Below are 25,638 nucleotides of genomic sequence, written 5' to 3' on the forward strand. Positions count from 1 at the left end.
CTCCCGAAGTCCGGCCTTTTCTCGTCTGTCCTGCAGCTAACACGGCAATGAGGCAGGTCGCTTTGATCTGAATGAAACTGCTGAATCTTCAGTCCTTGTTTACCCAGATCAGCCATGGTCAGAAAGAGTTTATTCACGAACAGGCCTGCGACTTGTCTTTCCGCTATGTTGGTTTTGTAAAAACGGTGCTGATCGCCCTTGCGCTGGCGACTGCTCCGCTTTTTGCGATCAACGTCATCCTCAACCAATATGCGGAACGCCGCGCCGTCGTCGAAATGGAAGCCATGGGAAATGTGGCCATCCATCGTGCCGAAGAGGCCATTTCCACGACCGTCTCCCTGCTGCAGCGACTGGATCGTGACGACGTGCAAACCTGTAGCGCCGAAGACCGGGGTATCTACGAAAAACAGATCGTCGAGCACGGCATGATCGACGCCATCGGGCTGGCGGACGCGGCAGGTCAACGCATGTGCATCATTCCGGATCGAGATCTGGCCGGGAAGGTCGTTCTTCCTCCGATGCGCGAAGACGGCCCGCTGGTCGGTATCGGCATGCTGGACCGCAACTACCTTGGGGCTCGCGCGGCGGTGATCAGCTGGGATCTCAAGGACCAGACCCGTCTGTTCGCGGAAGTGACGCCCGCTGTCATTGCCATCGATCCCGGCCCGGAATATCTGCGCTCCTATCGCAGAGCCGAACTGCGCCTCGGCAACAATCTGCTCTGGTACAGTATCGGCGGCTATAACTCCGAGGCGACCGATCCTTCGCAAATCCTGTCTGTCGAGGTCTCCTCGCAGCTTTATCCGCTGGTCGCGACGATCACCGCACCGATTTCGGCCGCCGGCAATGTCGTGCAGGATCTGAAGGTTGTCGCGGCCGCCGCCTGTGCCGGCATTGCGCTTCTGTTTGTTGCCATCGGCGTCTGGTTGTCCTGGCGTCCGGAGCGGGAGGCCGACGACGAATTCATCGCCGCGATCCGCAATGGCGAATTCATTCCCTATTATCAGCCTGTCATGGATATCGAGAGTGGCCGGTTGCGCGGCTGCGAGATCCTGATGCGCTGGCGCCGTCCAAACGGCATGATCGTTTCGCCGGGCCAGTTTATGGCTTATGCCGAAAACAATGGCCATATCTTCGACATGACCCGCCACATGATGCGCGTGTCATCGGAGGAAATCGGCGACCTTTATGGCGACAACCCGGACCTGAAGCTGTCGATCAACCTTTTCGCGGGGCACTTCCTGGATCGCGAAATCATTTCCGACATCCGTTCGATCTTCGAAAAGTCCCGGATTTCCTTCCAGCAGATCGTCGTGGAAGTGACCGAACGCCATCCGCTGGAAGATATGGAACTCGCCCGCAAGATCATCGCGGAACTGCAGGCCCTTGGTGTGCGTGTGGCGCTGGACGACGTTGGCACCGGCCACGGCGGCATGGCTTACCTGCAGAAGCTGGGTGTCGACATCATCAAGATCGACAAGATGTTCATCGATACCATCGGGTCGGACGACAATTCGACGACCATCGTCGATTCCATGGTCGAACTGGCCGACAATCTGGGCATGGGCATCATTGCCGAAGGTGTCGAGATGGAAGAGCAGATCGACCGGTTGCTTGAGCTTGGCGTTACCGCTGCCCAGGGGTACTTCTTCGCAGCCCCCATGCCGGCCGATGAATTCATCGCCTTTGCAGAACGTACCGATGAAGAAGCCAATGAGCGTTCGCGGCTTGCAGCGGAAGCTGCCGCCGCAGAACAGGCGGCAAACGAAGCTGCAATGCGCAAGAACGCTGCGGCCTGATCCGGGCTCCCGGCTGGCTCCTGTTCTTTACCTGGATCGATCTCGAAAAAAATCAGGTTCTGTCGGTTGGCACAGGCTCTTGCCCGTGCCAGTTTTTGGGGTGTCCGGCTGCCTGACACGCTTCGAGTGAGTGCTGGATGAAAAAGCTGACGAATTTATGCCAGCGTGCCCACTTGTCTGTACCGGCTGGACGGTATAAATAGCGCGAAACTGTACTGACTGGACGGTATAGAAATGGCCGCGCGTTCGACACGCAACTCGCATGAATCAAAATCGGAAATACTGAAGGCTGCACTCGAAGTCGTGAGACGCTCGGGAGCGCAAAGCCTCACCATGGATGCCGTGGCCGAGGAAAGCGGCTTTTCGAAAGGTGGGGTGCTCTATAATTTTCCCACCAAGGACGCGCTGATTACAGGCATGGTGGAATTCCTTGCGGGCCAGTTCGAAGCCGAAGTGTCCGCTGCGCGGGAGCGGAACCTTTCTTCCGAATGCCCGACCTTGAGCGCCATGATCGAAGTCACCGAAGGCTGGCTGAGTGAGCAGCGGGATCTTGCGCAGGCCATGCTGGCCACGAAAGCAGACCGTCCCGACCTGAGTGAACCCTTCATGGGCGTGAAATCCCGTATGAAGGCGGCCATCGAAGCCGAACTTTCCGACCGCGGCAAAGCCTGGGCAATCTGGGCGTGCCTGGAAGGTCTGCATTTCTCCGAGGCGCATTGCGTCACGATTTTCACAGATGAGGAACGCGCGCTGGTTTTTCAGGAACTGCGCAAGCGTCTGACCCAACTCCAAGACTAGAACGGAAGACCAAATGCTGGCACTTCACAAAGCCCCAATCCGCCGTTGGGTCGCCCTCCTGTTTGCTGCGGGGATGCTCGCGGCCTGCCAGGAAGACGCAGTTGATCCGGTTTCCGAAGCAGAAGCAAAGCTTCACGCCGCGCCGAGACCTGCGAAGATCTTTACGGTGACAGACCAGATAGGTCTGCTGGAGCGGCGGTTCGCGGGCCGGGTTGCGGCGGTAAAGACCGTCGACCTGTCCTTTCAGGTGCCGGGCAAGCTTGTGGCGCTTCCGGTTCTGGAAAGCCAGCGCGTGAAAGAGGGCGACCTGATCGCCACGCTGGACACGACTGACTACGACCGTGCCGTCCGCGAGGCGACGATCAATGCCGAGCAGGCAAAGAGGGAACTCGACCGGCTGGAAACCCTGCGCGAACGCTCCGTGATCTCACAGTCCGCCTACGACGAGCAGAAGAACAAGCACGACCTTGCGCTTGAGACGTTGAAGGAAGCCAAGCAGAATCTCGAATACACCACGTTGAAAGCACCCTTCGACGGGATCGTCTCTGTACGACTGGTCGACAATTTCACCACGGTCAGTGTCGGCACACCGGTTGTGCGGCTTCACGATGTGTCTGAAGTGCAGGTGGACATAAACGTTGCCGAGGCGTTGTTCGGTCGGGTATCCGAGTCTGAAGTGGCCTCGATCGAGGCAAGGTTCCCGGCCTATGGCGACAAGCTGTTTCCGCTGACCTACCGCGAGCATTCCAGCCAGGTCGACGATGTGGCGCAAACCTATCGTATCACCCTTGCCATGCCTCGCGACGGCGCAGAGCAGCTGTCACCCGGCATGACGGCTTCTGTCACCGTGAAGTTTCTGCCGGAAGGTCTGGAACTGGGAGAACAGTTCCTGGTGCCCTCAAGTGCAATTGCCGTCGACGGTGATGGCAGCGCCTACGTCTGGAAATTCGATGCCGACACGGGCGCCGTGTCCAAGAACCCGGTCGAAATCGGCACGGTCATGGGCGACTTCATTCCGGTCCGCTCCGGCCTGGAAAAAGGCGATGACATCGTTTCCGCCGGCGTCGCTTATCTCAGCGACGGCCAGGTCGTGCGGCGTTTGAACTGATCCGGTTCCGGACAGGCAAGAGGATCAGAAACCTTGGATATTGCACGCTACTCCATTCAAAAGCCGGTCAACACCTGGATGATCGTGATCATGTCGCTTCTGGGCGGGCTCTGGGGCCTGTCCACTGTGGGGCGGCTGGAAGATCCTGCGTTCACCATCAAACAGGCTCAGGTGATCACCAGCTATCCAGGCGCAACTGCGGCTGAAGTCGAAAACGAAATTACCGAAAACCTCGAAACGGCTATCCAGCAGATGCCGCAACTGGATCTGATCACATCCGTGTCGGAGCCCGGCTTGTCGCGCATCAGCGTCGAAATCAAGCCAACCTACGACGGCGAGGAATTGCCTCAGGTCTGGGACGAATTGAGGCGCAAGGTCAATGACGAAGTCCGGAACCTGCCGACAGGGGCGGGAACGCCGCTGGTCTATGACGATTTCGGCGATGTTTATGGCCTTTTCTACGCCTTCACTGCTGACGGTTATACCAACCGGGACATTCGCGACACGGTCAAGCGTATCCGGCGCGAACTCTTGACGGTTCCCGGGGTCGGCAAGGTGGAAGTTGCCGGCGAACCGCAGGATGTCATCTACCTGAATGTCAATCAGGACAAGATGGCCGGGCTCGGCATCACCTTCACCGACGTGATCGGTGTGCTGGATGCGGAAAACCGTATTCAGACCAACGGGTCGGGTGTTTCAGGTGACAAACGCATTCGCCTCATGACGGCTTCCGCCTTTGACGACTTCCGCGGCATTCAGGATCTCGTCATCGGCAGGGCAGGGTCTACGGCAATGATCCGCCTGTCCGACATCGCGACGCTGGAGTTGGGCGAGCCGGAGAAGCCGGACAGGTTGATACGCCATGATGGCCACGCGGCAGTGACGATTGGCGTGTCTCAGGTCGATGGCACCAATATTGTCGAAGTCGGCGAACGGGTGATCGAGAAGCTTGCCGCCGTCGAAGCGCAATTGCCGGTCGGCATGCAGATCCATCCCATCTACGAGCAGAATATCGTGGTCGATGAATCCGTAAACGGCTTCATCATGAACCTTGCGGCCTCCGTCGTGATCGTGATCGGTGTTCTGGCGCTGTTCATGGGGTGGCGCGCGGCAATCGTGGTTGGCACTGTGCTTCTGTTGACCGTGATGGCCACCGTTCTGTTCATGCGCATCTTCGCTATCGAGATGGAGCGCATCTCGCTCGGTGCGCTTATCATTGCCATGGGCATGCTGGTGGACAACGCCATCGTGGTGGCGGAAGGCATGATGATCAACATGCAGCGTGGCCAGAAGGCGATTGAGGCGGCCAGCCGCGTCGTCGCTCAGACCATGTGGCCGTTGCTGGGGGCAACTGTCATCGGCATCATGGCATTTTCCGGCATCGGCCTGTCGCCGGATGCTACCGGTGAGTTTCTGTTCTCGTTGTTTGCCGTGATCGGGATATCGCTGCTGTTGTCGTGGGTCTTCGCGATCACTGTGACCCCGCTGTTCGGCAAGTACTTCTTCAGAACCGCCACCGGCAATCTGGACGATCATGATCCTTACAAGGGCATTCTCTACAAGGCCTATCGCGGGATTCTGATCGGTTCCCTGCATGTCCGGCTGCTGACCGTTGCCGCCCTTGTCGGGATAACGGTTGTCTGTGTCATGGCCTTCGGCAACGTGAAGCAGGCCTTCTTTCCGGACAGCAACACACCGATCTTCTATGTCCATTACTGGTCACCCCAGGGAACCGATATCCGGTCGGCCGAGGCGGACCTGAAGGAGATGGAGAAAATCGTCCTTTCGGATGAGCGGGTCGCAACCGTCACAAGCTTTGCGGGTGGTGGTGCAACGCGTTTCATGCTGACCTACGCACCGGAAGACGCCAACCCGGCCTATGGCCACATGATCATCCGGACGCATGATCGTGAAGAGATCGACATGCTGGCGCTTGAGTTGAGGGAGCAGTTCGCCGAACGTTTCCCGTCTGCTCAGATCATCACCAAGCGCCTGGTGTTCGGTCCCGGTGGCGGTGCCAAGATCGAGGCACGGTTCTCCGGTCCGGATGCGGATCAGCTCAAGCGGCTCGGCAACGAGGCGCAGGCGATCTTCGCGATGCCTGACAACAAGCTTGCAGACGTCAACACGAACTGGCGCCAGCGCGAACTTGTCGTGCGGCCGATCTTCGATGAAGACCGTGCCCGTATTTCCGGTGTGACCCGCGAGGAGCTGTCGGTCGCCCTGCAGTTTTCGACCGAAGGCATTCGTGTCGGCTCCTACCGCGATGTCGACGAGAGCATTCCGATTGTCGCCCGCAAGGCCGAACAGAACGGCATCTCCGTCAACGAGAGCGTGTCGGACTCTTTGGTCCTGAGCAGCAATGAACGCCGCTATGTGCCAATCGAGCAGGTTGTGCGGGAATTCGTGATGGAGCCTCAGGATACGCTCATCCATCGCCGTGATCGCGTGCGCACGCTTACGGTGAAGGCTGAGACGACTGCGGGCGAAACCGCGACTGCTGCTCTTGCAAGGGTCCGTCCGCAAATCGAGGCCATCGAGCTGCCTCCGGCCTATGCGCTGGAGTGGGGCGGTGAATATGAAAGCACCAACGATGCGCAGGAATCTCTGGGTGCGCAGCTGCCGCTCGGTTTCCTGGTCATGCTGATCATCTCGATCCTGCTGTTCGGCTCCGTGCGGCAGCCGCTGATCATCTGGCTGATGGTGCCCATGTCGATCAATGGTGTTGCCATTGCCTTGCTGGCCACGGACACAGCCTTCGGCTTCATGTCACTGCTTGGCTTCCTGTCGCTTTCCGGCATGCTCATCAAGAATGCCATCGTGCTTCTTGAAGAGATCGATCTTCTGATTGGCGAGGGCAGGGACAAATACCAGGCAATCGTCGATGCAAGCGTCTCACGTATGCGGCCGGTGATGCTGGCGGCGATCACCACCATCCTCGGCATGGCACCGCTCCTGTCGGATGCCTTCTTCCGGGGCATGGCAGTGACAATCATGGGCGGTCTGGCGTTTGCCACCGTGCTGACCCTGATTGCCGCACCCGTGCTCTATGCCCTGTTCTTCCGGGTTCGCCCGCCGAAGAAAGACAAGACGAAGGCGGAACCGTCAGTTCCGGCGGATGCCGTTCCGGCCAAGTAACCCCGGACGCGGTCACTCACGAACTTGAAAGGCGGCCTTCGAGCCGCCTTTTGTCTTTCTCTCAAATGACATCCCAACGCCAACCAACACCGGCCCCGATGGCTAGATCAGGGGATCCAACCCGTTGCGCCTAGGAGTGCAGGAAACACGGAAATGCCGTTCCGGTTTTCGCTATGGCCTCCAGATGCATCTAGTCTCGTGATATCAAGATCTTGTCGACGTATCCGGACTCATTTTCTCAGTCTGCCTTTCAGCCGCGACTGAGTTTCATGTGCCGGTTGACATCCTTGTAGAGCAGATAGCGGAACTTGCCTGGCCCGCCGGCATAACAGGCTTGCGGGCAGAAGGCGCGCAGCCACATGTAGTCACCGGCTTCAACCTCGACCCAGTCCTGATTGAGCCTGTAGACGGCTTTGCCCTCCAGCACGTAAAGACCGTGCTCCATCACATGGGTTTCGGCAAACGGGATAACGGCACCCGGTTCGAAGGTGACGATGGTCACATGCATGTCATGACGCAGGTCTTCCGGCGCGACGAAACGGGTGGTTGCCCACTTGCCGTCCGTCCCCGGCATTTCGGTCGGCTTGATCTGTTTTTCGTTCGTTACGAATGCATCCGGGGCAGCCAGTCCCTCGACTGCTTCATAGGCTTTTCGGATCCAGTGAAACCGGACTGGAGCATCGGCCGAATTTTCAACCGTCCAGGCACAACCGGCCGGTAGATATGCGTATCCGCCGTCTTCCAGTACGTACACAGTCCCTTCGATTGTCAGTGTCAGTTTTCCTTGCACCACGAAGAGGACGGCTTCTGCATCGGCGTCCTGCTCCGGATTCTTGCTGCCGCCGCCCGGCTGCACTTCCATGATGTATTGGGAGAAGGTCTCTGCAAATCCGGAGAGAGGGCGTGACAGCACCCAAAGCCGGGTCTTTACCCAGAACGGCAGATAACTGGTGACGATGTCACGCATCGTTCCCTTCGGGATGACGGCATAAGCCTCCGTGAAGATGGCCCGGTCGGTCAGCAGCTGGGTTTGTGGCGGGTGACCGCCGCTTGGAGAGTAGTAGGGCGATGAGGTCATGCGGGTTTCCCTGAACCGTTGCCGAAACAGTGTTTCGAGCTGAATTAGAAAGCGCGGCTTACGGTAAGGCAACGAAAAAGAAAACCCGCCCGCGAGGCCTGCGGGCGGGATGTCCAGCTGGATGGTCAGCGTGGTCCGGATGGCGGAAATCCGGTTGGGGCCGGGAACCCGTCCTCTTTTCGGGACGTGATTCTAACGTGCCGAGACCATCTCGCGCTGGACTGTGCTCCTTGCGGTCTTGACGTTGTCGAGCACCTTGGGGCAGGCGGCGCCCGACGTCTGTTTCTCGCGCAGGAACGAGGCCATGCGAGCATCGATATCCTTCAGGCGGGACTGTCTGGAAGGCGTGCGCTGCAGGGCTGCAAAGGGTGAAAAGAATGGCAGGAACGGATTCATTCAAAACCTCCCGATTGGCGTTGTGTTGCCGGTCAATAGACCAGCTGAGAGGAGCTCAGGTTGGTCTCGATCCGGGTAATCTCATCCCGTAACCGAAGCTTGAATTTCTTCAACGACCGTATGTGCTGCGTATCCGGATAAGGGTGCATTTCCTCTCTGCGGATCAGGGAATCCAGGGTGTTGTGCTGGCTGCGCAGCGACTTCAGTCTGTTGTACATCGCCTGCTCCTCTTTCGTGGGCTGTGTCTGTGACACCCTTGATATGGATACGAGGAGAGAATAGATGAAATACATTGTTTCGATTGAGTTGATAGAAATTATCTATCATTCAGGGAGGCGACATGCGGTTTCGGCCATCTTCACGGCAGCTGGACTATTTCGTTGCACTTGCAGAAACCTTGCACTTCGGCAGGGCTGCCTCTCGCTGCCACGTCTCGCAGCCGACGCTTTCGGCACAATTCAAGCTGCTTGAAGAGCAACTTGGCTGCACCTTGCTGGAGCGCGGCAGTGGGGGGATCAGCCTGACGGCCTCCGGTGAGCGCCTGCTGCCGCTTGCACGGCGTACCCTCGAAAATCTCGACGAAATCGTGACTGTCGCCCAGGCAGGGCAATCCAATCTCGGCGGTCTGATCCGCCTTGGGGTCTCGCCCACATTCGGGCCGTATTTCATGCCCTACCTGTTGCCAATCCTGAAACGTGAATTTCCGCTTCTTGAGCTCTACATCCGCGAAGACAGGCCCAATCTCCTGGAAGAGGGACTGATGTCCGGTGCGCTCGACTGCATTCTGACACCGGATTTTGCGTCATCGGATCAGTGGACGGCACAGGTGCTGTGCCGGGAAAGCGTTTCACTTGCCGTGCCGAAGTCGCACCCCTTGGCTGGTGTCGATGTGATCCCGGTGGATATGTTGCGCGGCGAGAAGCTGCTTGCACTCGGTCAGGGGTTTCGCCTCCACAACGACGTTCAGGCGTTGGCACATGCCGCGGGTGCGGACTTCCGGCAGGACTATGAAGGCACAAGCCTTGATGCCTTGCGCCAGATGGCTTCGATCGGCATGGGACTGGCACTCTTTCCCGCCGCATACATTGCGTCCGAGTTCGGAAAAGAGCCGGATCTTCTGTTGAAGAAGATCGAGGGCTTGCCGATGCGCCGGACGATGCATCTCGTCTGGCGATGCGGGTCTTCCCGAACCACCCATTTCGAAAACCTGCTGTCCCTTGCGCTCCAGGCGGTGAACAGCATGAAAGTTGAGGGTGTCGAGCCGGCCTGAAAGAGGCTCACAAAGGTAATTGGAAGCGTAAAGCCGTAAAGCAGAATTGATGGTACCCCGTGCCACGTAATCCTCCCCATATTGCCGGTCCGCTAAAAACGTGCCAGCCTCGGAAGTACCGGCGGAGGAGGAGAGCCCATGCCTGAAATTTCAAGCGACCGCGATTGCCAGACCGTCATTACCACTTTCGAAATGACACCGGGCACATGCTACGACCTTCTGGACGAACTGAAGGACGCCTACGAGAATTTCATTAGCCATCAGCCGGGCTTCATTGGTGCCGGGTTGCATGTCAACGATGCTCAAACCCGTATCGCCAATTATTCGCAATGGCGCCGACGGGAGGATTTCCTGGCCATGTTGCGTTCACCGGAAATGCGTGAGCGCAACCGGCGTATCAGTTCATTGTGCAAGAGTTTCGAACCGGTGATGTACGACGTCGTGGACGCCTACGACTGACCTCACCTTCATGACAGAAATCGTGATGGGGCCGGTCATGAACGACCGGCGTAGCACATTGCTCCGGGCTCCTGGAACAGGGACCGGAGGTTCCTTGCGGACCTCCCGCATTATTCGGAAACTTCCATGTCCTACCAGATTGTCGATTGCCGCTCGTTTGGTGCTGACCAGCTGTGCGAGGCCTTGAACATTGCTTTTTCGGACTACGTCACGCCACTGCATCTGAGCGAGAAGGATTTCCGTGAGTTTCAGCGCCAGCGCGGGTTTTCGGCAGAGCTTTCCTTCGTTGCGATGGCAGGGGAAGAGATTGCAGCCTTCTGGTTTTCGAGCTTGCCGAACTCCAGATATGGCGACAGGGCCTATACGTTGTCCGTCGGGACCAGTCCGGCACATCGTCGCAAAGGCCTGTCGAGAAAGCTCCTTGCAGCGGTCCTCGAAAAGCAGCTTGAGGTCGGTGCGAAAGGCCTGCAGCTTGAGGTCATCACGACAAACGAAAAGGCGGTTTCTGCTTATGAAGCCTTTGGCTTTCGCCGCGAAAGGACACTTGGTGTCTTTCGGCTCGTGAACAGCAAGGCGCTCAAGGCGCAGGTCGGAGAGTGGGTGCTAGAGCGGATCGGCTTGAACGATCTTCCTGATGATACCGGCCCCTATTTCGATACCTTGCCGACCCCCCAGAACAGTATTGCCGGGCTTCGTGGTTTGAGCCCGGATATCCATCTTCTGGCTGTTCGTCTGGACGATGAAATTCTGGGGTGGGGGGCGAGTTTTGCCGATGGCGCGGTCGCGCAGATCGCTGTTCACAAGAACCATCGTCGCCAAGGCATTGGCCGAGCCTTGTTGCAGGGGCTGATGGAGGCCCTGGGCGGATCCGAACTTCGGTTTGTCAACGTCGACACCGCTGCGCAAAGCGCCAACGCATTCCTGCGCCTGTCAGGTGCGGAAGAGCTGCTGCAACAATACGAAATGCGGCTTGATTGCTAAGTGCACACCAAGGTTCAGGTCTCTTGGTCGATCTTGCGGAATGGCGCGTGTTCGGCCAGCGCCTCGTTCTCGCGTTCGACGGCAAGGCGTTCGTGTTCCAGAAAATCGGCGACAGCCTGATGTAGCCCTTCATGGGCGATCCAGTGGGCGGAATAGGTTGTGGTCGGCAGATAGCCGCGCGCCAGCTTGTGGGCACCTTGAGCGCCGGCTTCAACGCGCTTCAACTTGTTGGCGATGGCAAAGTCGATCGCCTGGTAGTAGCAGAGCTCGAAATGCAGGAACGGATGGTGCTCGGTGCAGCCCCAATGGCGCCCGAACAAGGTGTGCGAACCGATGAAGTTGAGGGCACCGGCAATGTATTCGCCATGCCGTTTGGCAAGAACCAGCAAGGTGCGGTCAGCCAGCCTCTCATTGATCAGCGAATAGAATTTTCTGTTCAGATAGGGGCGGCCCCACTTCCGTGAACCCGTGTCCATGTAGAATTTGTAGAAGGCGTCCCAATGGGCCTCGGTCAGATCGGACCCGGTGACCCATTCCACCTCAATGCCCTCTGCGCTCAGGGCTTCGCGCCGCTCTTTCTTGACGGCCTTGCGTTTGCGCGACGCCAGATCTGCCAGAAAGCCGTCGAAATTGTCGTAACCGTGGTTTTCCCAGTGAAACTGCTGATCGGTCCGTTGCAGATATCCTAGTTCACCCAGACTGTCCCATTCCGGTTTGGTCAGGAAAGTGGCATGCACGGATGAAGCCCCGGAGCGCTGACACACCTGTACCAGACCGGCGGCAAGCGCTTGCAGGCCCGCTTCACGGTTGACACCGGCACCTGTCAGGAACCGGCGTCCGGTTGCCGGCGTGAAGGGCACGCTGATCTGAAGTTTCGGATAATAGTCACCGCCTGCACGGTAGAAGGCGTCGGCCCAACCGTGGTCGAACACATACTCGCCTTGCGAATGGCTCTTGAGATAAGCCGGCACGGCACCGAGGACCTCGCCGCCGCTATCTTCCAGCACCATGTGTCTGGGCAGCCAGCCTGTCGCTTCCGTTGCACATCCGGAAGCCTCCAGAGCCTCCAGAAAAGCGTGGGACAGAAACGGGTTGAAATCGATGTCCTCACCGGCAAATTCGGAACTGCCGCCAAGTGCCCCGGAAAGCTCGGCCAGCGCCTCGCATTTCGGGTCTTTCTTCAAGAGCCCCCGTCCGGAAAGCTGCCAGCCTGGATTGGCCACCTGATCCCAGTTGGAGGCAGTGACATCCTTCAAGGAAGACAGGATTCGCAAGGTCGCTGTCTGTCCGCCGTCATCTGTAGCCGGGGAGTTGCCGTCCGTGGACCGGGAGGAGGTCATGCGTCAGAAGAAACCAAAGTTTGAAACCATACTCTTGATGTAGCGCTGGCATTTTGCAGTGCAAGAGGTTGATGTCGTGTAATGGTTATTTCTAAAGGGAACGGGCTGCGCTCCTGTCCGGATCAAAGCCCTCGAAAACGATCTGGTCTGCGTAGCGATCAGCCTTTTCACGTTGTTCGGTGGTCCTCACCGTCCAGGACATCAGCGGCACCTTGAACACAGAGCGCAGCAGACTGGGTCCAGCCTTTGGCAGGTCCTTGACACCGTAGGAAATGAAATGCGGGCGCGTGCGCGGTGCATGCAGGATATGGCGCAGGATGAACCGGTCGACACGGCTGTAGCGGGCATAGTCAGGTCCGGGCTCGGCGCCGTCGGCGACGATACCGCGCAGCACCGAGGCGTTGCGTGCCTTTGCTATGGACAACATGTCCGGATCGAATGACTTGATGCATGCAGGGCCCTTATAGCCCGCCACCTGGTCCGTCACGTGCCGGACAAAGTCCATTTGCGCATCACGGCGCATCAACGACTTGATCTCGACCACCAGCGGGACGCGGCCGTCGACAAGATCGAACAGATCCTTCAGGAGCCAGAGCTTGTCTGTGCCGGTCTTCATGTGAATGCTGGTGAGCTCGGATGCGGCCAGATCGATAACCCTGCCGGTTCCCTCCGCAAGGCGCTCCAGCGTGTAGTCATGGAACACAAGAGCTTCGCCGTCTGCCGTTTCCTGAACATCCACCTCGATCGCGAAATTTTTGTCGATCGCATGCTGAATTGCGGTAGGCGTGTTCTCAATGACGCCGTTGTCGGCATCGTGATAACCCCGATGGGCGATCGGGCGGGCGAAGATGGCTTCGAGTTCCGGTGTCATGGCGGGGGCTCGTCAGGAAGGAAAATGCCTCACCGGCCGGTGAGGCTTCGGGAAGAGTGTGGGGGAGGCCTGGCTCCCCGCAATCAGTCAGTCTTCGATTTCGAAAATCGCTTCGATCTCGACAGCAGCACCGAAGGGCAGGGACGCGGCGCTGACGGCGGAGCGCGCATGGCGGCCCTTTTCGCCCATCGCTTCCACCAGGAAGTCGGATGCGCCGTTGATGACCTGCGGCTGGTCGACGAATTCGGCCGTGGAGTTCACGAAGCCGACGATCTTCACCAGTCGGGCAACCTTGTCGAGATTTCCGGTGGCAGCCTTAGCCTGGGCAAGCAGGTTGATGGCGCACAGCTTGGCAGCGGCCTTGCCTTCGTCGATGCCCAGACCGTCACCCAGCTTGCCGGAGATCTGAAGCTTGCCGCCTGCCATCGGCAACTGGCCGGAAACGAACAGCTGATTGCCGGTCTGCAGGAAAGGCACGTAGTTGGCCGCGGGTGCCGCCGCTTCCGGAAGGGTGATGCCAAGTTCGTTCAGCCGGGCTTCGATCGCGCTGCTCATGGGGGTCTCCAAGTTTGAGAGCTTTCGGCGTGTCTTGGCGTAATTCGTCACAGGTGACAAGGTCAAAATGGGGTGTGTACGGTAAAAGGAAACTGTGGAGGAGCTTGGTTTCGATTGCCACGGTCACCACTTGAGAAGGACGATTTGTGAAATAACAGGCCAGCGGGGCTTGGGGCATGGCTGCACATTCGCGGTGGCGGAATGTGCAGTTTGCCGCATAATGTGTGGAACCGGTCCAGGTGGCGTTTCCACCAGGACGAGAATGAGGTTTTTTTGATGCAATGCGTTCCGAAGTCAGTGTCCTCGACCGTTGGTGCGATCGTTTTGGCCGCCGCAGCTTTTGCGGTGTCTGGCGTGACCGACGCCGATGCGAGCGGCACTGCCGGCTTTAAACTCGTGCCCCATCGCGCCGTTTACGACATGAACCTGGGAGACAGCGAGGAGCAAGCCGGGATCGCGGGCCTCAACGGACGCATGGTCTACGATTTCTCCGGAAGCGCCTGCGAGGGCTACAGCGTAAACTTCCGCTTTGTCACCGAGTTCCAGAATACCGACGGTGGTTCACAGATCACTGATCTGCAGACGACTTCCTTCGAAGAGCCACGCGCCGAGAGCTACCAGTTCCTCTCCAAGACCTTTGTCGATCAGAAATTGGTCGAAGCGACCCGTGGAACGGCACGGAGCGGAAAGAAAGCACGTACTGTCGAACTGAAGGAACCTTCGGAAAAATCGCTGGAGATTGGCCGGGAAGTGCTGTTTCCGACGGAGCATCTTCTGACGATCATGAAGTCAGCCGAGGCGGGCGTCCATTTTGTTGCAGCCGACATCTATGACGGCGCCGAAACCGGAGAAAAGGTTTATGCAACGACGACGGTGATCGGTGCCAAAGCCGTCAACGACGCAAAAACCGATGCTGACCACGTGGATGCACCGCTGTCCGGCAAGGGCTACTGGCCCGTTACCGTCGCCTACTTCGACCCGAGTGCCGAAGACGCAAGTGGAGAGCTTCTGCCGGTCTATCAGCTGTCATTCTGGCTGTATGAAAACGGCATCAGCGGACACCTGAAGCTCGACTACGGCGATTTCACCATCCAAGGCAAGATGGCATCGCTGGAGCTTTACGATGAGACCGAGTGCCCGCAGCAGTAACCGGCAAGACCGCTTCTTGAAATGATCGGATGACAGGCGGACTACTTGTCACCCTGCTTCTTTGCTTCCTTCGCCGCGCGCGCTGCGTGCGTAAGGCCGAGTTCGACAGCTGACGTTCCGAACTTGTCCCGAAGCCGATCCACGGCCAGTTCCGCATTCTTCCGTCGTTCGGCCGACTGGTCGAGCAGGTCTCTCGGATCGGCGCGGTCCGCATTTTCCAGATCGCTGACGCCGATGCCGATAAGCCGGAAACGTCGGCCATCGGCTTCGATCTGAAGAAGATTTTCACCCGCCGCGTAGATCTTGTCGGCCAATTGGGTCGGATCGGAAAAATGCCTCGCGCGGGTGATCGTCTTGAAGTCGGCGGTCTTCAGTTTCAAGGTCACACCGCGCCCTGAGAGTTCCGCCTTCTTGAGCCTCGCAGACACTTTCTCGGCCAGGTTTCTGAGTATGGGGCGCAGGGTATCGAAACTCGAGATGTCGGTGAAGAAGGTGGTTTCCGCGGAAACGCTTTTTGCACCCCGTTCAGGAGTGACTTCACGGCTGTCGTCTCCATGCGAAAGACGGGCCAGACGCAGGCCGATGGTGCCGTATCGGCGGGCGAGATCCGTCGCTTCCATTTCCTGCAGCTGTCCGATTGTCCGAATGCCGTCCCTCTCCAGTTTCTGCTGGAACACCTTGCCGACACCCCAGATGCGGCCCACAGGCATGGCCGCCAGAACGTCTTCGGCTTCCGCTGCGCCGATGACGGAGAAACCACGCGGCTTTTCGAGATCGGACGCAAGTTTTGCCAGAAACTTGTTGGGGGCAAGGCCGACAGACGCCGATATGCCGATATCGGCTTCCATGTCGCGTATGAAGCCGGCGAGTGTTTCCGCCGGAGACTTCTTGTGAAGGCGTTCGGTGCCCGTCAGATCAAGAAAGGCTTCGTCGATGGACAAAGGCTCCACCAAGGGCGTGAGCGCACGCATGCGTTCACGGATCTCCTTGCCGACACTCGCGTATTTGGCCATGTCAGGCTTGATCACGATCGCTTGCGGGCAAGCCTCAAGCGCCTTGAACATGGGCATTGCGGACCGCACACCGTAAATGCGGGCGATGTAGCAGCATGTGGAAACCACCCCGCGCTGACCTCCGCCAACGATTACCGGCTGGTCCTGCAGCTCCGGATTGTCGCGTTTTTCGATCGAGGCATAAAAGGCGTCGCAATCAATGTGGGCAATGGCCAGCGTGTCGAGTTCCGGATGCTTGACCAGCCTCGGGCTGCCGCAGCGGGTGCACCTGGCTGCGGACGGGGCGAGGCGTGCACCGCAGTCTCGGCAAAGGGCACGTAAGGGCGGAACGGGTTGGGACACGGTGTTGGCAATCGGCTGCGGTGCGGATGGGCAATCAGCCGCTCTGCTGGTTTCGGTTCGAGCCCTGCAGAATAGCTCCGATAAAGGCGGCCGTCTCCTGCCAATCGCTGCTCAACAGATCGATGTAACCTGCCTTTTCAGTGGTCTGCAGAAATCTGGCGTCAGCTATGAACTGTATCTGGACAGCAGACGGCAGGGTCGCGTTTACGGAGGTGTGGTTGGTCGGACTGTCGTCAATGAAGACAACCGGCTCCGGACGTCCACGAGACAGAGCAGCAACCGCACCACCTTTGGGACCGGAATTCGTCAGCAACGGAAAGGTGATACCGAGCCCGGTGAGCAGCTTTTCCCGCACTGGCTTGTTGTGACCTCCGGGCAGATTGGTCAGCAGGATAACGTCCCATTGCTGTGCAAGTGCATTGAGCGCATCGCCTGCACCGGGGACCATGTCCTGACGATGGCTGACCTCGTCGAAGAACTCCAGAAGCAGTCTGCGAACGTCGTCGGATGACAGGGGTTCACCGTTGTCCTGCCGGCCAATATTGCCGGTCAGCCTGTACTCGTACTTCAGGAAAGCCAGGTCACGAGCGTGAAGATAGTCTTCCAGATGAGCGATCAGATGCAAAATCACTTCATCCACATCGCAGATGATCAAAGGGCGGTTCGAAAACGGCAGTGCCTGGATCTGCGCAAGAACTTCTGGCAGCACTTGCGTCGGTTCAGGCATGGTCTTCCTCTCCGCCGGCAATTGCGTAGCGTGCAGCGGCCATCATCGTTGGCCGTATCCCGGCATTTTCACAAAAGGCAAGCAGCAGCGCTTCATCCATCATGTAGAACTCGAGCACACCGGCAAGAAACCCAGGTTCTCCCGCCGCTTCTCGAATCATTTCCGGTCCAATTCCAGAAAAAGCAAGAAACCTGCCGATCTGTTCCGGGTCACGGCTGAGCTGGAGAAGAGCTTCAGTAGCAATTCCTTGTGCTTCTTCAACGGACAATGACTTGCTCTGTATATTTTTCATTGTGTTTTTTTGCCTTTCTGAAACGATTCCGGGTTAGAAGAAATTTAATGCGGACCGGGGAAGGGTTCTACCGCGGACTAAAAAGTGCTGCGAAGATAAAATGGGACCGGCAAGAGGCCGGGTAAAGGGCCGGACATATGGCAAAATCCGTGTTGATCGTCGAAGACAACGAGCTGAACATGAAGCTGTTTCATGATCTGCTCGAAGCGCACGGCTATAATACATTGCAGACCCGGACCGGCATCGAAGCCTTGCAGTTGGCCCGTGAGCATCATCCCGATCTGATCCTGATGGATATTCAGCTGCCGGAAGTGTCGGGCCTGGAAGTCACGAAATGGATCAAGGAAGACGAGGATATCGCTTCCATCCCGGTTATCGCCGTGACCGCTTTCGCCATGAAGGGTGATGAGGAGCGTATCCGGCAGGGCGGGTGCGAAGCTTACATATCCAAGCCGATCTCCGTAGCGAAATTCCTGGAAACAGTTCGGGCATATCTCGGCGAAGCGTAACGGGCCACCGCCGGCGGTAGAACTGCGGCGGGTAAAGATTTCTGCAAGGTTTCACGGTTGTTTGGCATGGCTGCGTGCAACCAATTCCTGCGAATCGTAAAACCTCGCGTTCACGCGCTCTTCATATTAAGGTTACGGATTTACTAAAACGGCATTGTTTCTGTGCATATTTTGCGGAAAATATTGCAATCAGGCAACATTCAGGTAGTGTGACCGCAGATTAGTGTTTTTCCTGATCGCCTCAATGACGTGGTAAAGAATGCCGTAGCGTCAAAACGGGCAATACAGTTTCCCCTCGGAGTGCTCAGGTCCGCCGCATCTCCTGGGTCCGTGGGGCAGGTCGGCAGGGAACCGGCCGATGAGTGGCCTCCTCGAATGCCGTGTTCCCGCCGACCACTAATCTTTCAACCGAAAATCAAGAAGCAGCACCAGCAGCAATGCTGAAGCTGCGTCGTCGTGCCTCTGCGTCCGCACAGTAATCATTTGTGGAAACAGGTTTCACGACGCTGGCCTGCGCCGACAAAATTTCAAAATCACATTCGGCCACGCATGAAAAAACCCGCCGTTTCCGGCGGGTTCTTTAAAAATCATCAGGAACCAGATCTTACTTGATCTTGGTTTCCTTGAACTCGACGTGCTTCTTGGCAACCGGGTCGTATTTCTTTTTGACCATCTTCTCGGTCATCGTACGGGAGTTCTTCTTGGTGACATAGAAGAAGCCGGTGTCAGCCGTGGAGAGGAGCTTGATCTTGATTGTTGTCGCCTTGGCCATGGCCTTGGATCCTGTTCTCTGTTGTCGGGCAAAGAGTTCTTGCGGCCAGATGGCTGGCGATGAATCTGCCCCAATGTCTGAAATCAGCGCGCAAACTACTCATCGCAGCGCGAAAGTCAAGCACTTGCTATGGTTCAGCCGCCTTTTCGAACCATGTCAGCCATTCTGCCGCAGTGCTGTCAAAGCCTTCGTTATCGTATCAACCGATTGGCCCACGCTCAGGCTGGAACTATCCAGCTGGAGACATGGTTCCGTCCACGGTTCGAATTCATGACTTCGTACCTCAGGCCACCGGGGCAGGGTCAGTCCGTCAATCTCGGTTTCCCTGCTTTCAACGCGCTTGCGGTGTTCGCGCTCATCCGAGCAGACAATCTCGACATTCAGCAGTGTCGCGCCGGTTGATTGAGCGGTCTCCCTCCACAATTGCCTGGATTCGGCAACCGGGTTGACCGTATCGGCAACGACGTTGTGACCAAGTTCCAGGTTTCCGGCAGCGATAGCAGCAAGGGCGAGGTAACCCGCGTCTTCAGCCGGATGAATGTGCAAGACACTGCGTTTGAGGGCAGCTTCAACCGCATCCACACGCAAAAGAAATGCGGGCAGCCGCCCGCTCAGATCCTTTGCTATCGTCGACTTGCCGACGCCGGGTAAACCGGAAAAGGCAATCAGGAAAGGCATAAGCCTGGACACACCTTTGTGTGTTGCAACGGCCGGCAATCCGCCAGGTACAGGTAGCTTCAGAGCTCCTGCTTAACGAAACCGCCCTTGCGAAAGAAATAGTAGGGGACAGGCGTCGTCGGTGAAAGCTCAGGGTCTTTCGCCAGCCTGTCTTCCAGGTCGGTCAGGATCTTGTTGGTGATCATCGGCAGATCCTTCTGCCTCGCCTCTTCGAAAGTCAGCCAGGCACAATCTTCCAGTTCGCCGGACGGGCCGGTTCCATCGGGCAACCTGTCGGCAATGGCGTCCGCCCAGACGGCCAGAAAACGGGTGTCGAAGCGTCGCGGGCGTTGCGGTGGGGTGATGGCCCTCGCAATCATCCGAAGGCCGCTCAGGTCGGGTTGTATGCCGCGCTCGGCAAATGCCTCGAAGCCGGTACCAAGGTGCAGGTGGCTGTTGTGTGCCTGACGGCCGATAAACAGCCCGGCCTCTTCATAGGTTTCCCGAATGGCGGCCAGGGCCAGCGCACGAACGCGTGCGGCCGACTTGGCGTTCTTCAGGTCCTGCGTAAGCTTCGCCTCGACGTCCGGATGATAGGGAAGCACGTTGGTCACACGGGAATCGGAGACATCCACTCTGCCACCAGGGAACACGAATTTTCCCGGCATGAAGGCATGGCGCATGTGACGACGGCCCATCAGCAGCTTCACGGAACCCCGATCGTCGCGGTCCAGAATGAGCAGCGTCGCGGCATCCTTGGGACGGATATACGGGTAGTTTCCGGCTTTTTCGTCTTTTGCCAGCTGCTTTTCGAACGAACCGCTCATGTGATCCTTTCGGAAGGCACCGGAATGGGAGGCGTGTCGTCTTCCGCATCCGGGTCAAAACCATGCATGTAGAGCGCCCACTGCAGACCGATCAGCGCGCCTTTGATCGGTCGCAGAAGCGACAGCGACAGGATCAGCGTCAGCGGTACCCAGAGAGACATATGGATCCACAACGCGGGATGCCACAACACTTCCACGGCCAGAAGGCCGGGAACGATAATGTGGCCGACAATGGTGATTGTGAAATAGGGCGGGGCGTCGTCCGCGCGATGGTGATGGAACTCCTCACCGCAGACAGAGCAGGCATAATGTGGCTGAAGGAAGCCGTCGAACACCTTGCCTTTTCCGCAGTTCATGCACCGGTTGCCGGCACCGCGCAGCATGGCCTGAAGAACATTGCGCCGCGGTTTTTCGGATGCTGCTTCCGGCGTTTCCAGTTTGTCGTGCAGTTCATACCGGACCGTCACGAAGATCTCCTTCGACCCTGTTTCTTCGGTGAGGTCTTGCTGCGTCCGCCCTTCGGCGGCCCGCGCCGTACCTTTGGCGCGGCTTTCCGGATGCGTTTGCCGGCAATGCTGCCGTGGCTCAGCAGCTCGAATGTCAGTGCACCGGCAAAGGGGGCTGCTTCCACCAGCCGGACCTCCACTTGATCGCCAAGTTGGTAGGTCTCGCCGGTTTTGTCACCTATCAGGGCGTGCGACCCTTCGTCATAGCGATAATAATCGAGGCCGATTGTGGAGGCCGGTACGAAGCCGTCGGCACCTGTATCGGACAGGCGAACAAACATGCCGGACTTGACCACCCCTGCAATTCTGCCCTGAAAACTCGCGCCGATCTGGTCGCTCATCCAAAGGGCAATCAGACGGTCGATGGTGTCGCGTTCGGCAAGCATTGCCCGCCGTTCAGCGGCCGAGATTTCAGCGCCGATGGCCTCAAGTTTCGTCTCGATACCTTCCGGCAAGCCATCCTTGCCAAGCCCGAGCGCGGATATCAGCCCACGATGCACGATCAGATCGGCATACCGGCGGATTGGTGACGTGAAGTGCGCGTACCGCCGCAGGTTCAAGCCAAAATGGCCGATGTTCTGCGGGGCGTATTCTGCCTGGGCCTGGCTGCGCAAGACCACCTCGTTGACGAGATTGGCCTGCGGTGTGTCCTTCACCTTGGCAAGTATGCCGTTGAAGGCGGAGGGGCGGAGACCACCGGAGGACGGCAGCTTCATGTTGATCGTCGATAGAAAGTCTTTCAGGCTTTCCAGTTTTTCCGGGGTCGAGGCATCGTGGATCCGGTAGAGCAGGGGCGTTTTCTTCTGCTCCAGCGTTTCGGCGGCTGCCACGTTCGCCTGGATCATGAATTCTTCGATCAGCTTGTGGGCGTCCAGACGCTCCGGAACATAGACATGATCGACAGTTCCATCCGGTTTCAGCTTGATCTTGCGTTCCGGCAGATCGAGTTCCAGCGGTTCGCGCGCCTCACGTCCCCTCTTCAGCACGGCGTAAGCGGCCCATAGCGGCTTCAGGACGCCGTCGAGCAGGGTTTCGGTCTTCTCGTCTGTTGTGCCGTCAATCGCCTTCTGAGCCTGCAGATAGGAGAGTTTTGCCGCCGAACGCATCAGCACCCTGTGAAAGGTGTGCCCGGTCTTGCGTCCGGTCTTGTCGAACACCATCCGCACGCCAAGCGCCGGCTTGTCTTCCTTTTCCCGGAGCGAGCAGAGCTGGTTGGAAATTCGCTCCGGCAGCATCGGGATCACCCGGTCGGGAAAATAGACCGAGTTGCCGCGCAGGTTCGCTTCCCGGTCCATCGGAGAGCCGGGGGTGACGTAGTATGCGACATCCGCAATCGCCACATAGCAAATATAGCCGCCTTCGTTGGAAGGGTCCTCGTCCGCTTCGGCGTAGACGGCGTCGTCGTGGTCTTTTGCGTCGGGCGGGTCGATGGTGATCAGCGGCACCTGCCGCCAGTCCTCGCGCTTGCCGAGTTTCTCCACCGGCTTTGCGCTCTCGGCCTGCGCTTCTACAGCTGCCGGAAAGACATGCGGAATGCCATGCGATTGCAGGGCGATCTCTGAAACCGCCTTTTCCGAATTCATCGAGCCGAAGCGCTCAACCACCGACGCGACGGGATGGCCGTAGCGGCCGGAGCGCGTCACCTGAACGCTGACAAGATCTCCGTCCTCTGAGTCCTTGAGTTCACGCGGATCAATGTCGAGTTCCCGCTGCTTGCGGTCAATCGGTTCGAGATAATGCGGGCGGGTGCCGTCACGCTTCCGCAGAATTCCGAGGATTGCACCCTGACGCTTTTCCAAAACGCGGATGACGCGGGCAACATGTTCTGTTTCGGGGCCGCTCTCAGCTTCGGTCAAGCGCACGAGTGCGCGGTCACCCAGGCCGGGTTGCGTCGCCTTGGTCTTGCCGGTCAGCACCAGAATTTTCGGCGGAGTGCCAGCCTCGTCGTCCCAGTCGACAGGGGTCGCGATCAGCTCACCGTCCCGGTCGCGTGCAATAAGATTGGCCACGAAAACCGGTGGCAGATCGCCAGGACGGATCATGCGCTTGTTGCGCTTTTCCATCAGGCCGTCGTCGGTCAGGTCCTTCAACATCTTTTTCAGATGGATGCGGGCCCCGCCGATAATACCGAAATGACGGGCAATCTCGCGCTTGCCCGCACGCCCCGGGTTATCTGCAACAAACGCGAGAATATCCTCGCGTGATGGCATTTCACCCGGAACCTTGGCGTGTTTTCGATTGGTGTGCTTGCGCGTGTTAATCCGTTTTGCGCTCAACTCGCATCATCCCAGGGCACCTCTTCGGACGACGCATCGACCTTTGCCTTTGCGGATGACTTTGCCGTCGTCTTCTTGGTGGCCGTCTTTTTGGTTGCTGTTTTCTTCGCAGCAGGTTTCTTGGCAGCCGCCTTCTTCTTGGTGCCGCCCTTGGAGGCCTTTGCCGCGATCAGCTCCAGCGCCTGTTCCATCGTCACGGCCTTGGGGTCGGTGTCCTTCGGTAGCGTGGCGTTGATCTTGCCATGCTTGACGTAAGGACCATAGCGCCCGTCATAGACATTGATCGGGCCGCCTTCGGACGGATGCTCACCAAGCTCCTTCAGCGGCGTTGCCGCTGCACCACCGCGGCCACCCCCCTTGGCGCGTTTCTGCGCCAGCGCATCAACTGCACGGTTGATGCCGACGGAGAAGACTTCGTCTGGCGTGGACAGGTTGGCATAGGTGCCTTCATGCAGCACGAACGGCCCGTAGCGACCGATGCCGGCCGAGATCATCTTGCCGTCTTCCGGGTGCGGCCCCACCTCGCGCGGCAGCGACAGAAGCTGCAGCGCCTTTTCCAGATCCATGTCCGGTGCGGACCAGCCACGGGGCAGCGAGGCTCGCTTCGGCTTGGCTTCCTCGCCCAGCTGAACATAGGGGCCGAAGCGGCCGTTGCGCAGGGAAACGTCAAGGCCGGTTTCCGGATCGGTGCCGAGAACCTTCGGGCCGTCATCACCTTCGCCGTCTTCACCGCTCGGCTTGCCGAGCTGCCGTGTAAAGCCGCACTCGGGATAGTTGGAGCAGCCGATGAAAGCGCCCCAGCGGCTGACCTTGAGCGATAGCTGACCTGTGTCGCAGGACGGGCACTTGCGCGGATCGGTGCCATCTTCCTTCGGCGGGAAGATATGCGGCCCGAGCAGTTCGTTCAGCGCGTCGATGACATGGGCAACGCGCAGGTCCTTGATTTCATCGACCGCGCCGGAGAACCCGGTCCAGAAATCACGTAGCACGTCGAGCCAGGAAAGCTCGCCTGCGGAAATCTTGTCGAGCTGTTCTTCCAGGCTCGCTGTGAAGTCGAATTCGACATAGCGCTGGAAGAAGCTTTCCAGGAACGCGGTAACAATGCGGCCCTTGTCCATCGGAACAAGCTGCTTCTTGTCGAGTTCGACATAGTCACGGTCGCGCAGGGTCTGAAGCGTCGAGGCATAGGTGGACGGCCGGCCGATGCCAAGCTCTTCCATCTTCTTGACCAGGCTCGCTTCGGTGTAGCGCGGCGGCGGTGTCGTGAAATGCTGCGAGGCTTCGATGGCTTGTGCGGTCCCGTCGACAGAGGCAGCCGTCAGCGCGGCACCTTCATCGACTGCCGGCAGGCGCTTGGAGTTCTCGTCTTCCTCGTCGTCCCGACCTTCCTGATAAAGCGCAAGAAAACCGTCGAAGCGGACGACGGAGCCAGTGGCACGCAGATTAGCGCGTTTACCGGAACCGTCGGCGAGAATCTCGATGGTGGTCCGTTCCAGAACGGCTGACTCCATCTGAGAGGCCATGGTCCGTTTCCACACCAGCTCATAAAGCTTGGCCTGGTCCGGATCCAGGAACCTGGCGACATCCTTCGGGCGACGCGAAAGGTCCGTTGGCCGGATCGCTTCGTGTGCTTCCTGGGCGTTCTTTGCCTTGGAGGTATAGACGCGCGGGCTTGCCGGAACGTAATTGTCACCGAAATCCTTGGCGATTACGGAGCGGGCGGCAGCGATCGCTTCGCCGGCAATCTGAACGCCGTCGGTACGCATGTAGGTGATGAGACCGGAAGTCTCGCCACCGATTGAGATGCCCTCATAAAGCTTCTGCGCCACCTGCATGGTGCGCGATGCGGAAAACCCGAGTTTGCGTGAGGCTTCCTGCTGCAGTGTGGAGGTGGTGAACGGTGCCGCCGGATTGCGCTTCGCAGGTTTGGAAGCCACGCTGTCGACCTTGAAGCTGGCACTTTCCAGCATGGTCTTGATCGCGGTGGCTTCCGCTTCGTTGTTGATGTCGAGACGGCCGATTTTCTTGCCGTCAAACCCGGTCACGCCAGCCTGGAACATGTCCCCGGTCGGTGTTTTCATGTTGGCGAAGATCGACCAGTATTCCTGCGGCGTGAAGGTTTCGATCTCCATTTCCCGGTCGCAGATCAGCCGCAATGCGACAGACTGCACGCGCCCGGCGGAACGGGCGCCGGGCAGCTTGCGCCACAGGACCGGAGACAGGGTGAAACCGACCAGGTAATCCAGTGCTCGGCGGGCGAGATAGGCATCGACCAGCGGTGTATCCAGCTGGCGCGGATTGTCCATCGCTTCCAGGATCGCCTTCTTGGTGATCGCGTTGAAGACCACGCGCTCGACCTGCTTGTCCTTCAGCACCTTCTTCTTTTGCAGCACTTCCAGAACGTGCCACGAAATTGCTTCCCCTTCGCGGTCGGGGTCAGTCGCGAGAATGAGGCGGTCGGCATCCTTGACCGCATTGGCGATTTCGCTCAGCCGTTTCTGCGCCTTCGCATCCACTTGCCAGCTCATGGCGAAATTGTCGTCCGGCAGCACCGAGCCGTCCTTGGCCGGCAGATCTCGCACATGGCCGTAGGAAGCCAGCACCGTATAGTCGGAACCGAGATATTTGTTGATCGTCTTGGCTTTCGCCGGCGATTCGACAATGACGACGTTCATTCTTACCCAAAATATTTTTGCCGGATACGGAGCCCCCGCCCGGTGGAGAAGGTGATCTGAGTGCTAATTCAGTGGCGCAGACGATCAAGGATCAAGCGCC

Annotated in this window: 24 protein-coding genes; 9 read left to right on the top strand and 15 right to left on the bottom strand. The window is 58.4% G+C overall.

Going from position 1 to position 25,638, the window contains the following annotated elements:
• Window positions 1–71: 71 nt before the first annotated feature.
• The 4 genes from ACVDG9_RS10105 to ACVDG9_RS10120 all read left to right on the top strand — a co-directional run bounded on the left by ACVDG9_RS10105 (window position 72) and on the right by ACVDG9_RS10120 (window position 6,843).
• Window positions 72–1,799, top strand: a complete 1,728-nt coding sequence (locus ACVDG9_RS10105; protein ID WP_023004030.1) for an EAL domain-containing protein — start codon at window positions 72–74, stop codon at window positions 1,797–1,799.
• A 234-nt stretch (window positions 1,800–2,033) separates the two neighbouring features.
• Window positions 2,034–2,597 (top strand): TetR/AcrR family transcriptional regulator, encoded by a 564-nt coding sequence (locus ACVDG9_RS10110; protein ID WP_023004031.1) that lies wholly within the window; start codon window positions 2,034–2,036, stop codon window positions 2,595–2,597.
• A gap of 13 nt (window positions 2,598–2,610) precedes the next feature.
• Entirely contained in the window at window positions 2,611–3,705 is a 1,095-nt protein-coding gene (locus tag ACVDG9_RS10115; RefSeq protein ID WP_023004032.1) for an efflux RND transporter periplasmic adaptor subunit, read from the top strand.
• Between the two features lie 33 nt (window positions 3,706–3,738).
• Window positions 3,739–6,843, top strand: coding sequence for an efflux RND transporter permease subunit (locus tag ACVDG9_RS10120; RefSeq protein WP_447237882.1), 3,105 nt, complete (start codon window positions 3,739–3,741; stop codon window positions 6,841–6,843).
• A gap of 250 nt (window positions 6,844–7,093) precedes the next feature.
• On the opposite strand, the gene ACVDG9_RS10125 is transcribed toward ACVDG9_RS10120, so the two are convergent.
• The 3 genes from ACVDG9_RS10125 to ACVDG9_RS10135 form a co-directional block, all read right to left on the bottom strand.
• The gene (locus ACVDG9_RS10125; RefSeq protein WP_447237883.1) at window positions 7,094–7,921 is read right to left on the bottom strand and encodes a bifunctional allantoicase/(S)-ureidoglycine aminohydrolase; all 828 of its coding nucleotides are present in this window, start codon (window positions 7,919–7,921) and stop codon (window positions 7,094–7,096) included.
• A gap of 192 nt (window positions 7,922–8,113) precedes the next feature.
• On the bottom strand, window positions 8,114–8,317 hold the full coding sequence (locus ACVDG9_RS10130) for a hypothetical protein (protein ID WP_055653717.1): 204 nt from the start codon (window positions 8,315–8,317) through the stop codon (window positions 8,114–8,116).
• Window positions 8,318–8,349: 32 nt separating this feature from the next.
• Window positions 8,350–8,535 carry a YdcH family protein gene (locus ACVDG9_RS10135; protein WP_031270751.1) on the bottom strand — a complete coding sequence of 62 codons (186 nt, stop codon included), beginning with the start codon at window positions 8,533–8,535 and terminating at the stop codon, window positions 8,350–8,352.
• A 122-nt stretch (window positions 8,536–8,657) separates the two neighbouring features.
• Between ACVDG9_RS10135 and ACVDG9_RS10140 the strand changes: the two genes are divergently transcribed.
• From ACVDG9_RS10140 to ACVDG9_RS10150, 3 genes are all read left to right on the top strand, one after another.
• Window positions 8,658–9,587, top strand: coding sequence for a LysR substrate-binding domain-containing protein (locus ACVDG9_RS10140; protein WP_296604152.1), 930 nt, complete (start codon window positions 8,658–8,660; stop codon window positions 9,585–9,587).
• A gap of 138 nt (window positions 9,588–9,725) precedes the next feature.
• Window positions 9,726–10,046 (top strand): antibiotic biosynthesis monooxygenase family protein, encoded by a 321-nt coding sequence (locus ACVDG9_RS10145; RefSeq protein ID WP_055653719.1) that lies wholly within the window; start codon window positions 9,726–9,728, stop codon window positions 10,044–10,046.
• A gap of 126 nt (window positions 10,047–10,172) precedes the next feature.
• Window positions 10,173–11,027 (top strand): GNAT family N-acetyltransferase, encoded by an 855-nt coding sequence (locus ACVDG9_RS10150; RefSeq protein ID WP_447237884.1) that lies wholly within the window; start codon window positions 10,173–10,175, stop codon window positions 11,025–11,027.
• Between the two features lie 14 nt (window positions 11,028–11,041).
• Here the strand turns inward: ACVDG9_RS10150 and ACVDG9_RS10155 are convergent, their stop codons facing one another.
• The 3 genes from ACVDG9_RS10155 to ACVDG9_RS10165 form a co-directional block, all read right to left on the bottom strand.
• A complete protein-coding gene (locus tag ACVDG9_RS10155; protein WP_447237885.1) occupies window positions 11,042–12,367 on the bottom strand; it encodes a GNAT family N-acetyltransferase in 1,326 nt (441 codons plus the stop codon).
• A gap of 91 nt (window positions 12,368–12,458) precedes the next feature.
• Window positions 12,459–13,238, bottom strand: a complete 780-nt coding sequence (locus tag ACVDG9_RS10160) for a glycerophosphodiester phosphodiesterase family protein (protein ID WP_023004041.1) — start codon at window positions 13,236–13,238, stop codon at window positions 12,459–12,461.
• An 87-nt stretch (window positions 13,239–13,325) separates the two neighbouring features.
• Entirely contained in the window at window positions 13,326–13,793 is a 468-nt protein-coding gene (locus ACVDG9_RS10165; RefSeq protein ID WP_023004042.1) for a RidA family protein, read from the bottom strand.
• Window positions 13,794–14,069: 276 nt separating this feature from the next.
• On the opposite strand from ACVDG9_RS10165, the gene ACVDG9_RS10170 reads away from it, so the two are divergent.
• Window positions 14,070–14,942 carry a cell envelope integrity EipB family protein gene (locus tag ACVDG9_RS10170; RefSeq protein ID WP_023004043.1) on the top strand — a complete coding sequence of 291 codons (873 nt, stop codon included), beginning with the start codon at window positions 14,070–14,072 and terminating at the stop codon, window positions 14,940–14,942.
• Window positions 14,943–14,983: 41 nt separating this feature from the next.
• On the opposite strand, the gene ACVDG9_RS10175 is transcribed toward ACVDG9_RS10170, so the two are convergent.
• From ACVDG9_RS10175 to ACVDG9_RS10185, 3 genes are read right to left on the bottom strand one after another with little or no spacing between them, the layout of a single operon-like run.
• Entirely contained in the window at window positions 14,984–16,297 is a 1,314-nt protein-coding gene (locus ACVDG9_RS10175) for a DNA polymerase IV (protein WP_075281596.1), read from the bottom strand.
• 34 nt (window positions 16,298–16,331) lie between these two features.
• Window positions 16,332–17,024 (bottom strand): HAD family hydrolase, encoded by a 693-nt coding sequence (locus ACVDG9_RS10180; RefSeq protein WP_447237886.1) that lies wholly within the window; start codon window positions 17,022–17,024, stop codon window positions 16,332–16,334.
• The gene (locus tag ACVDG9_RS10185; RefSeq protein ID WP_447237887.1) at window positions 17,017–17,316 is read right to left on the bottom strand and encodes a DUF3572 domain-containing protein; all 300 of its coding nucleotides are present in this window, start codon (window positions 17,314–17,316) and stop codon (window positions 17,017–17,019) included. The genes ACVDG9_RS10180 and ACVDG9_RS10185 overlap by 8 nt, the downstream gene beginning before the upstream one ends.
• Window positions 17,317–17,453: 137 nt before the next feature.
• Between ACVDG9_RS10185 and ACVDG9_RS10190 the strand changes: the two genes are divergently transcribed.
• Window positions 17,454–17,825, top strand: coding sequence for a response regulator (locus ACVDG9_RS10190; RefSeq protein WP_006934912.1), 372 nt, complete (start codon window positions 17,454–17,456; stop codon window positions 17,823–17,825).
• 604 nt (window positions 17,826–18,429) lie between these two features.
• Here ACVDG9_RS10190 and rpmG read toward each other — a convergent pair.
• From rpmG to topA, 6 genes are all read right to left on the bottom strand, one after another.
• A complete protein-coding gene (gene rpmG, locus ACVDG9_RS10195) occupies window positions 18,430–18,597 on the bottom strand; it encodes a 50S ribosomal protein L33 (RefSeq protein ID WP_023004047.1) in 168 nt (55 codons plus the stop codon).
• Window positions 18,598–18,753: 156 nt separating this feature from the next.
• Window positions 18,754–19,275 carry a P-loop nucleotide/nucleoside kinase family protein gene (locus ACVDG9_RS10200; protein ID WP_228865982.1) on the bottom strand — a complete coding sequence of 174 codons (522 nt, stop codon included), beginning with the start codon at window positions 19,273–19,275 and terminating at the stop codon, window positions 18,754–18,756.
• Between the two features lie 59 nt (window positions 19,276–19,334).
• Window positions 19,335–20,081 (bottom strand): NUDIX hydrolase, encoded by a 747-nt coding sequence (locus tag ACVDG9_RS10205; RefSeq protein ID WP_447237888.1) that lies wholly within the window; start codon window positions 20,079–20,081, stop codon window positions 19,335–19,337.
• Entirely contained in the window at window positions 20,078–20,548 is a 471-nt protein-coding gene (locus ACVDG9_RS10210; RefSeq protein ID WP_447237889.1) for a DUF983 domain-containing protein, read from the bottom strand. The genes ACVDG9_RS10205 and ACVDG9_RS10210 overlap by 4 nt, the downstream gene beginning before the upstream one ends.
• Entirely contained in the window at window positions 20,545–22,797 is a 2,253-nt protein-coding gene (gene rnr / locus ACVDG9_RS10215; RefSeq protein ID WP_447238300.1) for a ribonuclease R, read from the bottom strand. Before rnr ends, ACVDG9_RS10210 begins: the two co-directional genes overlap by 4 nt.
• A gap of 62 nt (window positions 22,798–22,859) precedes the next feature.
• Complete coding sequence (gene topA, locus ACVDG9_RS10220) at window positions 22,860–25,538, bottom strand: type I DNA topoisomerase (RefSeq protein ID WP_447237890.1); 2,679 nt, start codon at window positions 25,536–25,538, stop codon at window positions 22,860–22,862.
• Window positions 25,539–25,638: the final 100 nt, after the last annotated feature.

It is taken from the genome of Roseibium sp. RP-7 (assembly GCF_053005225.1).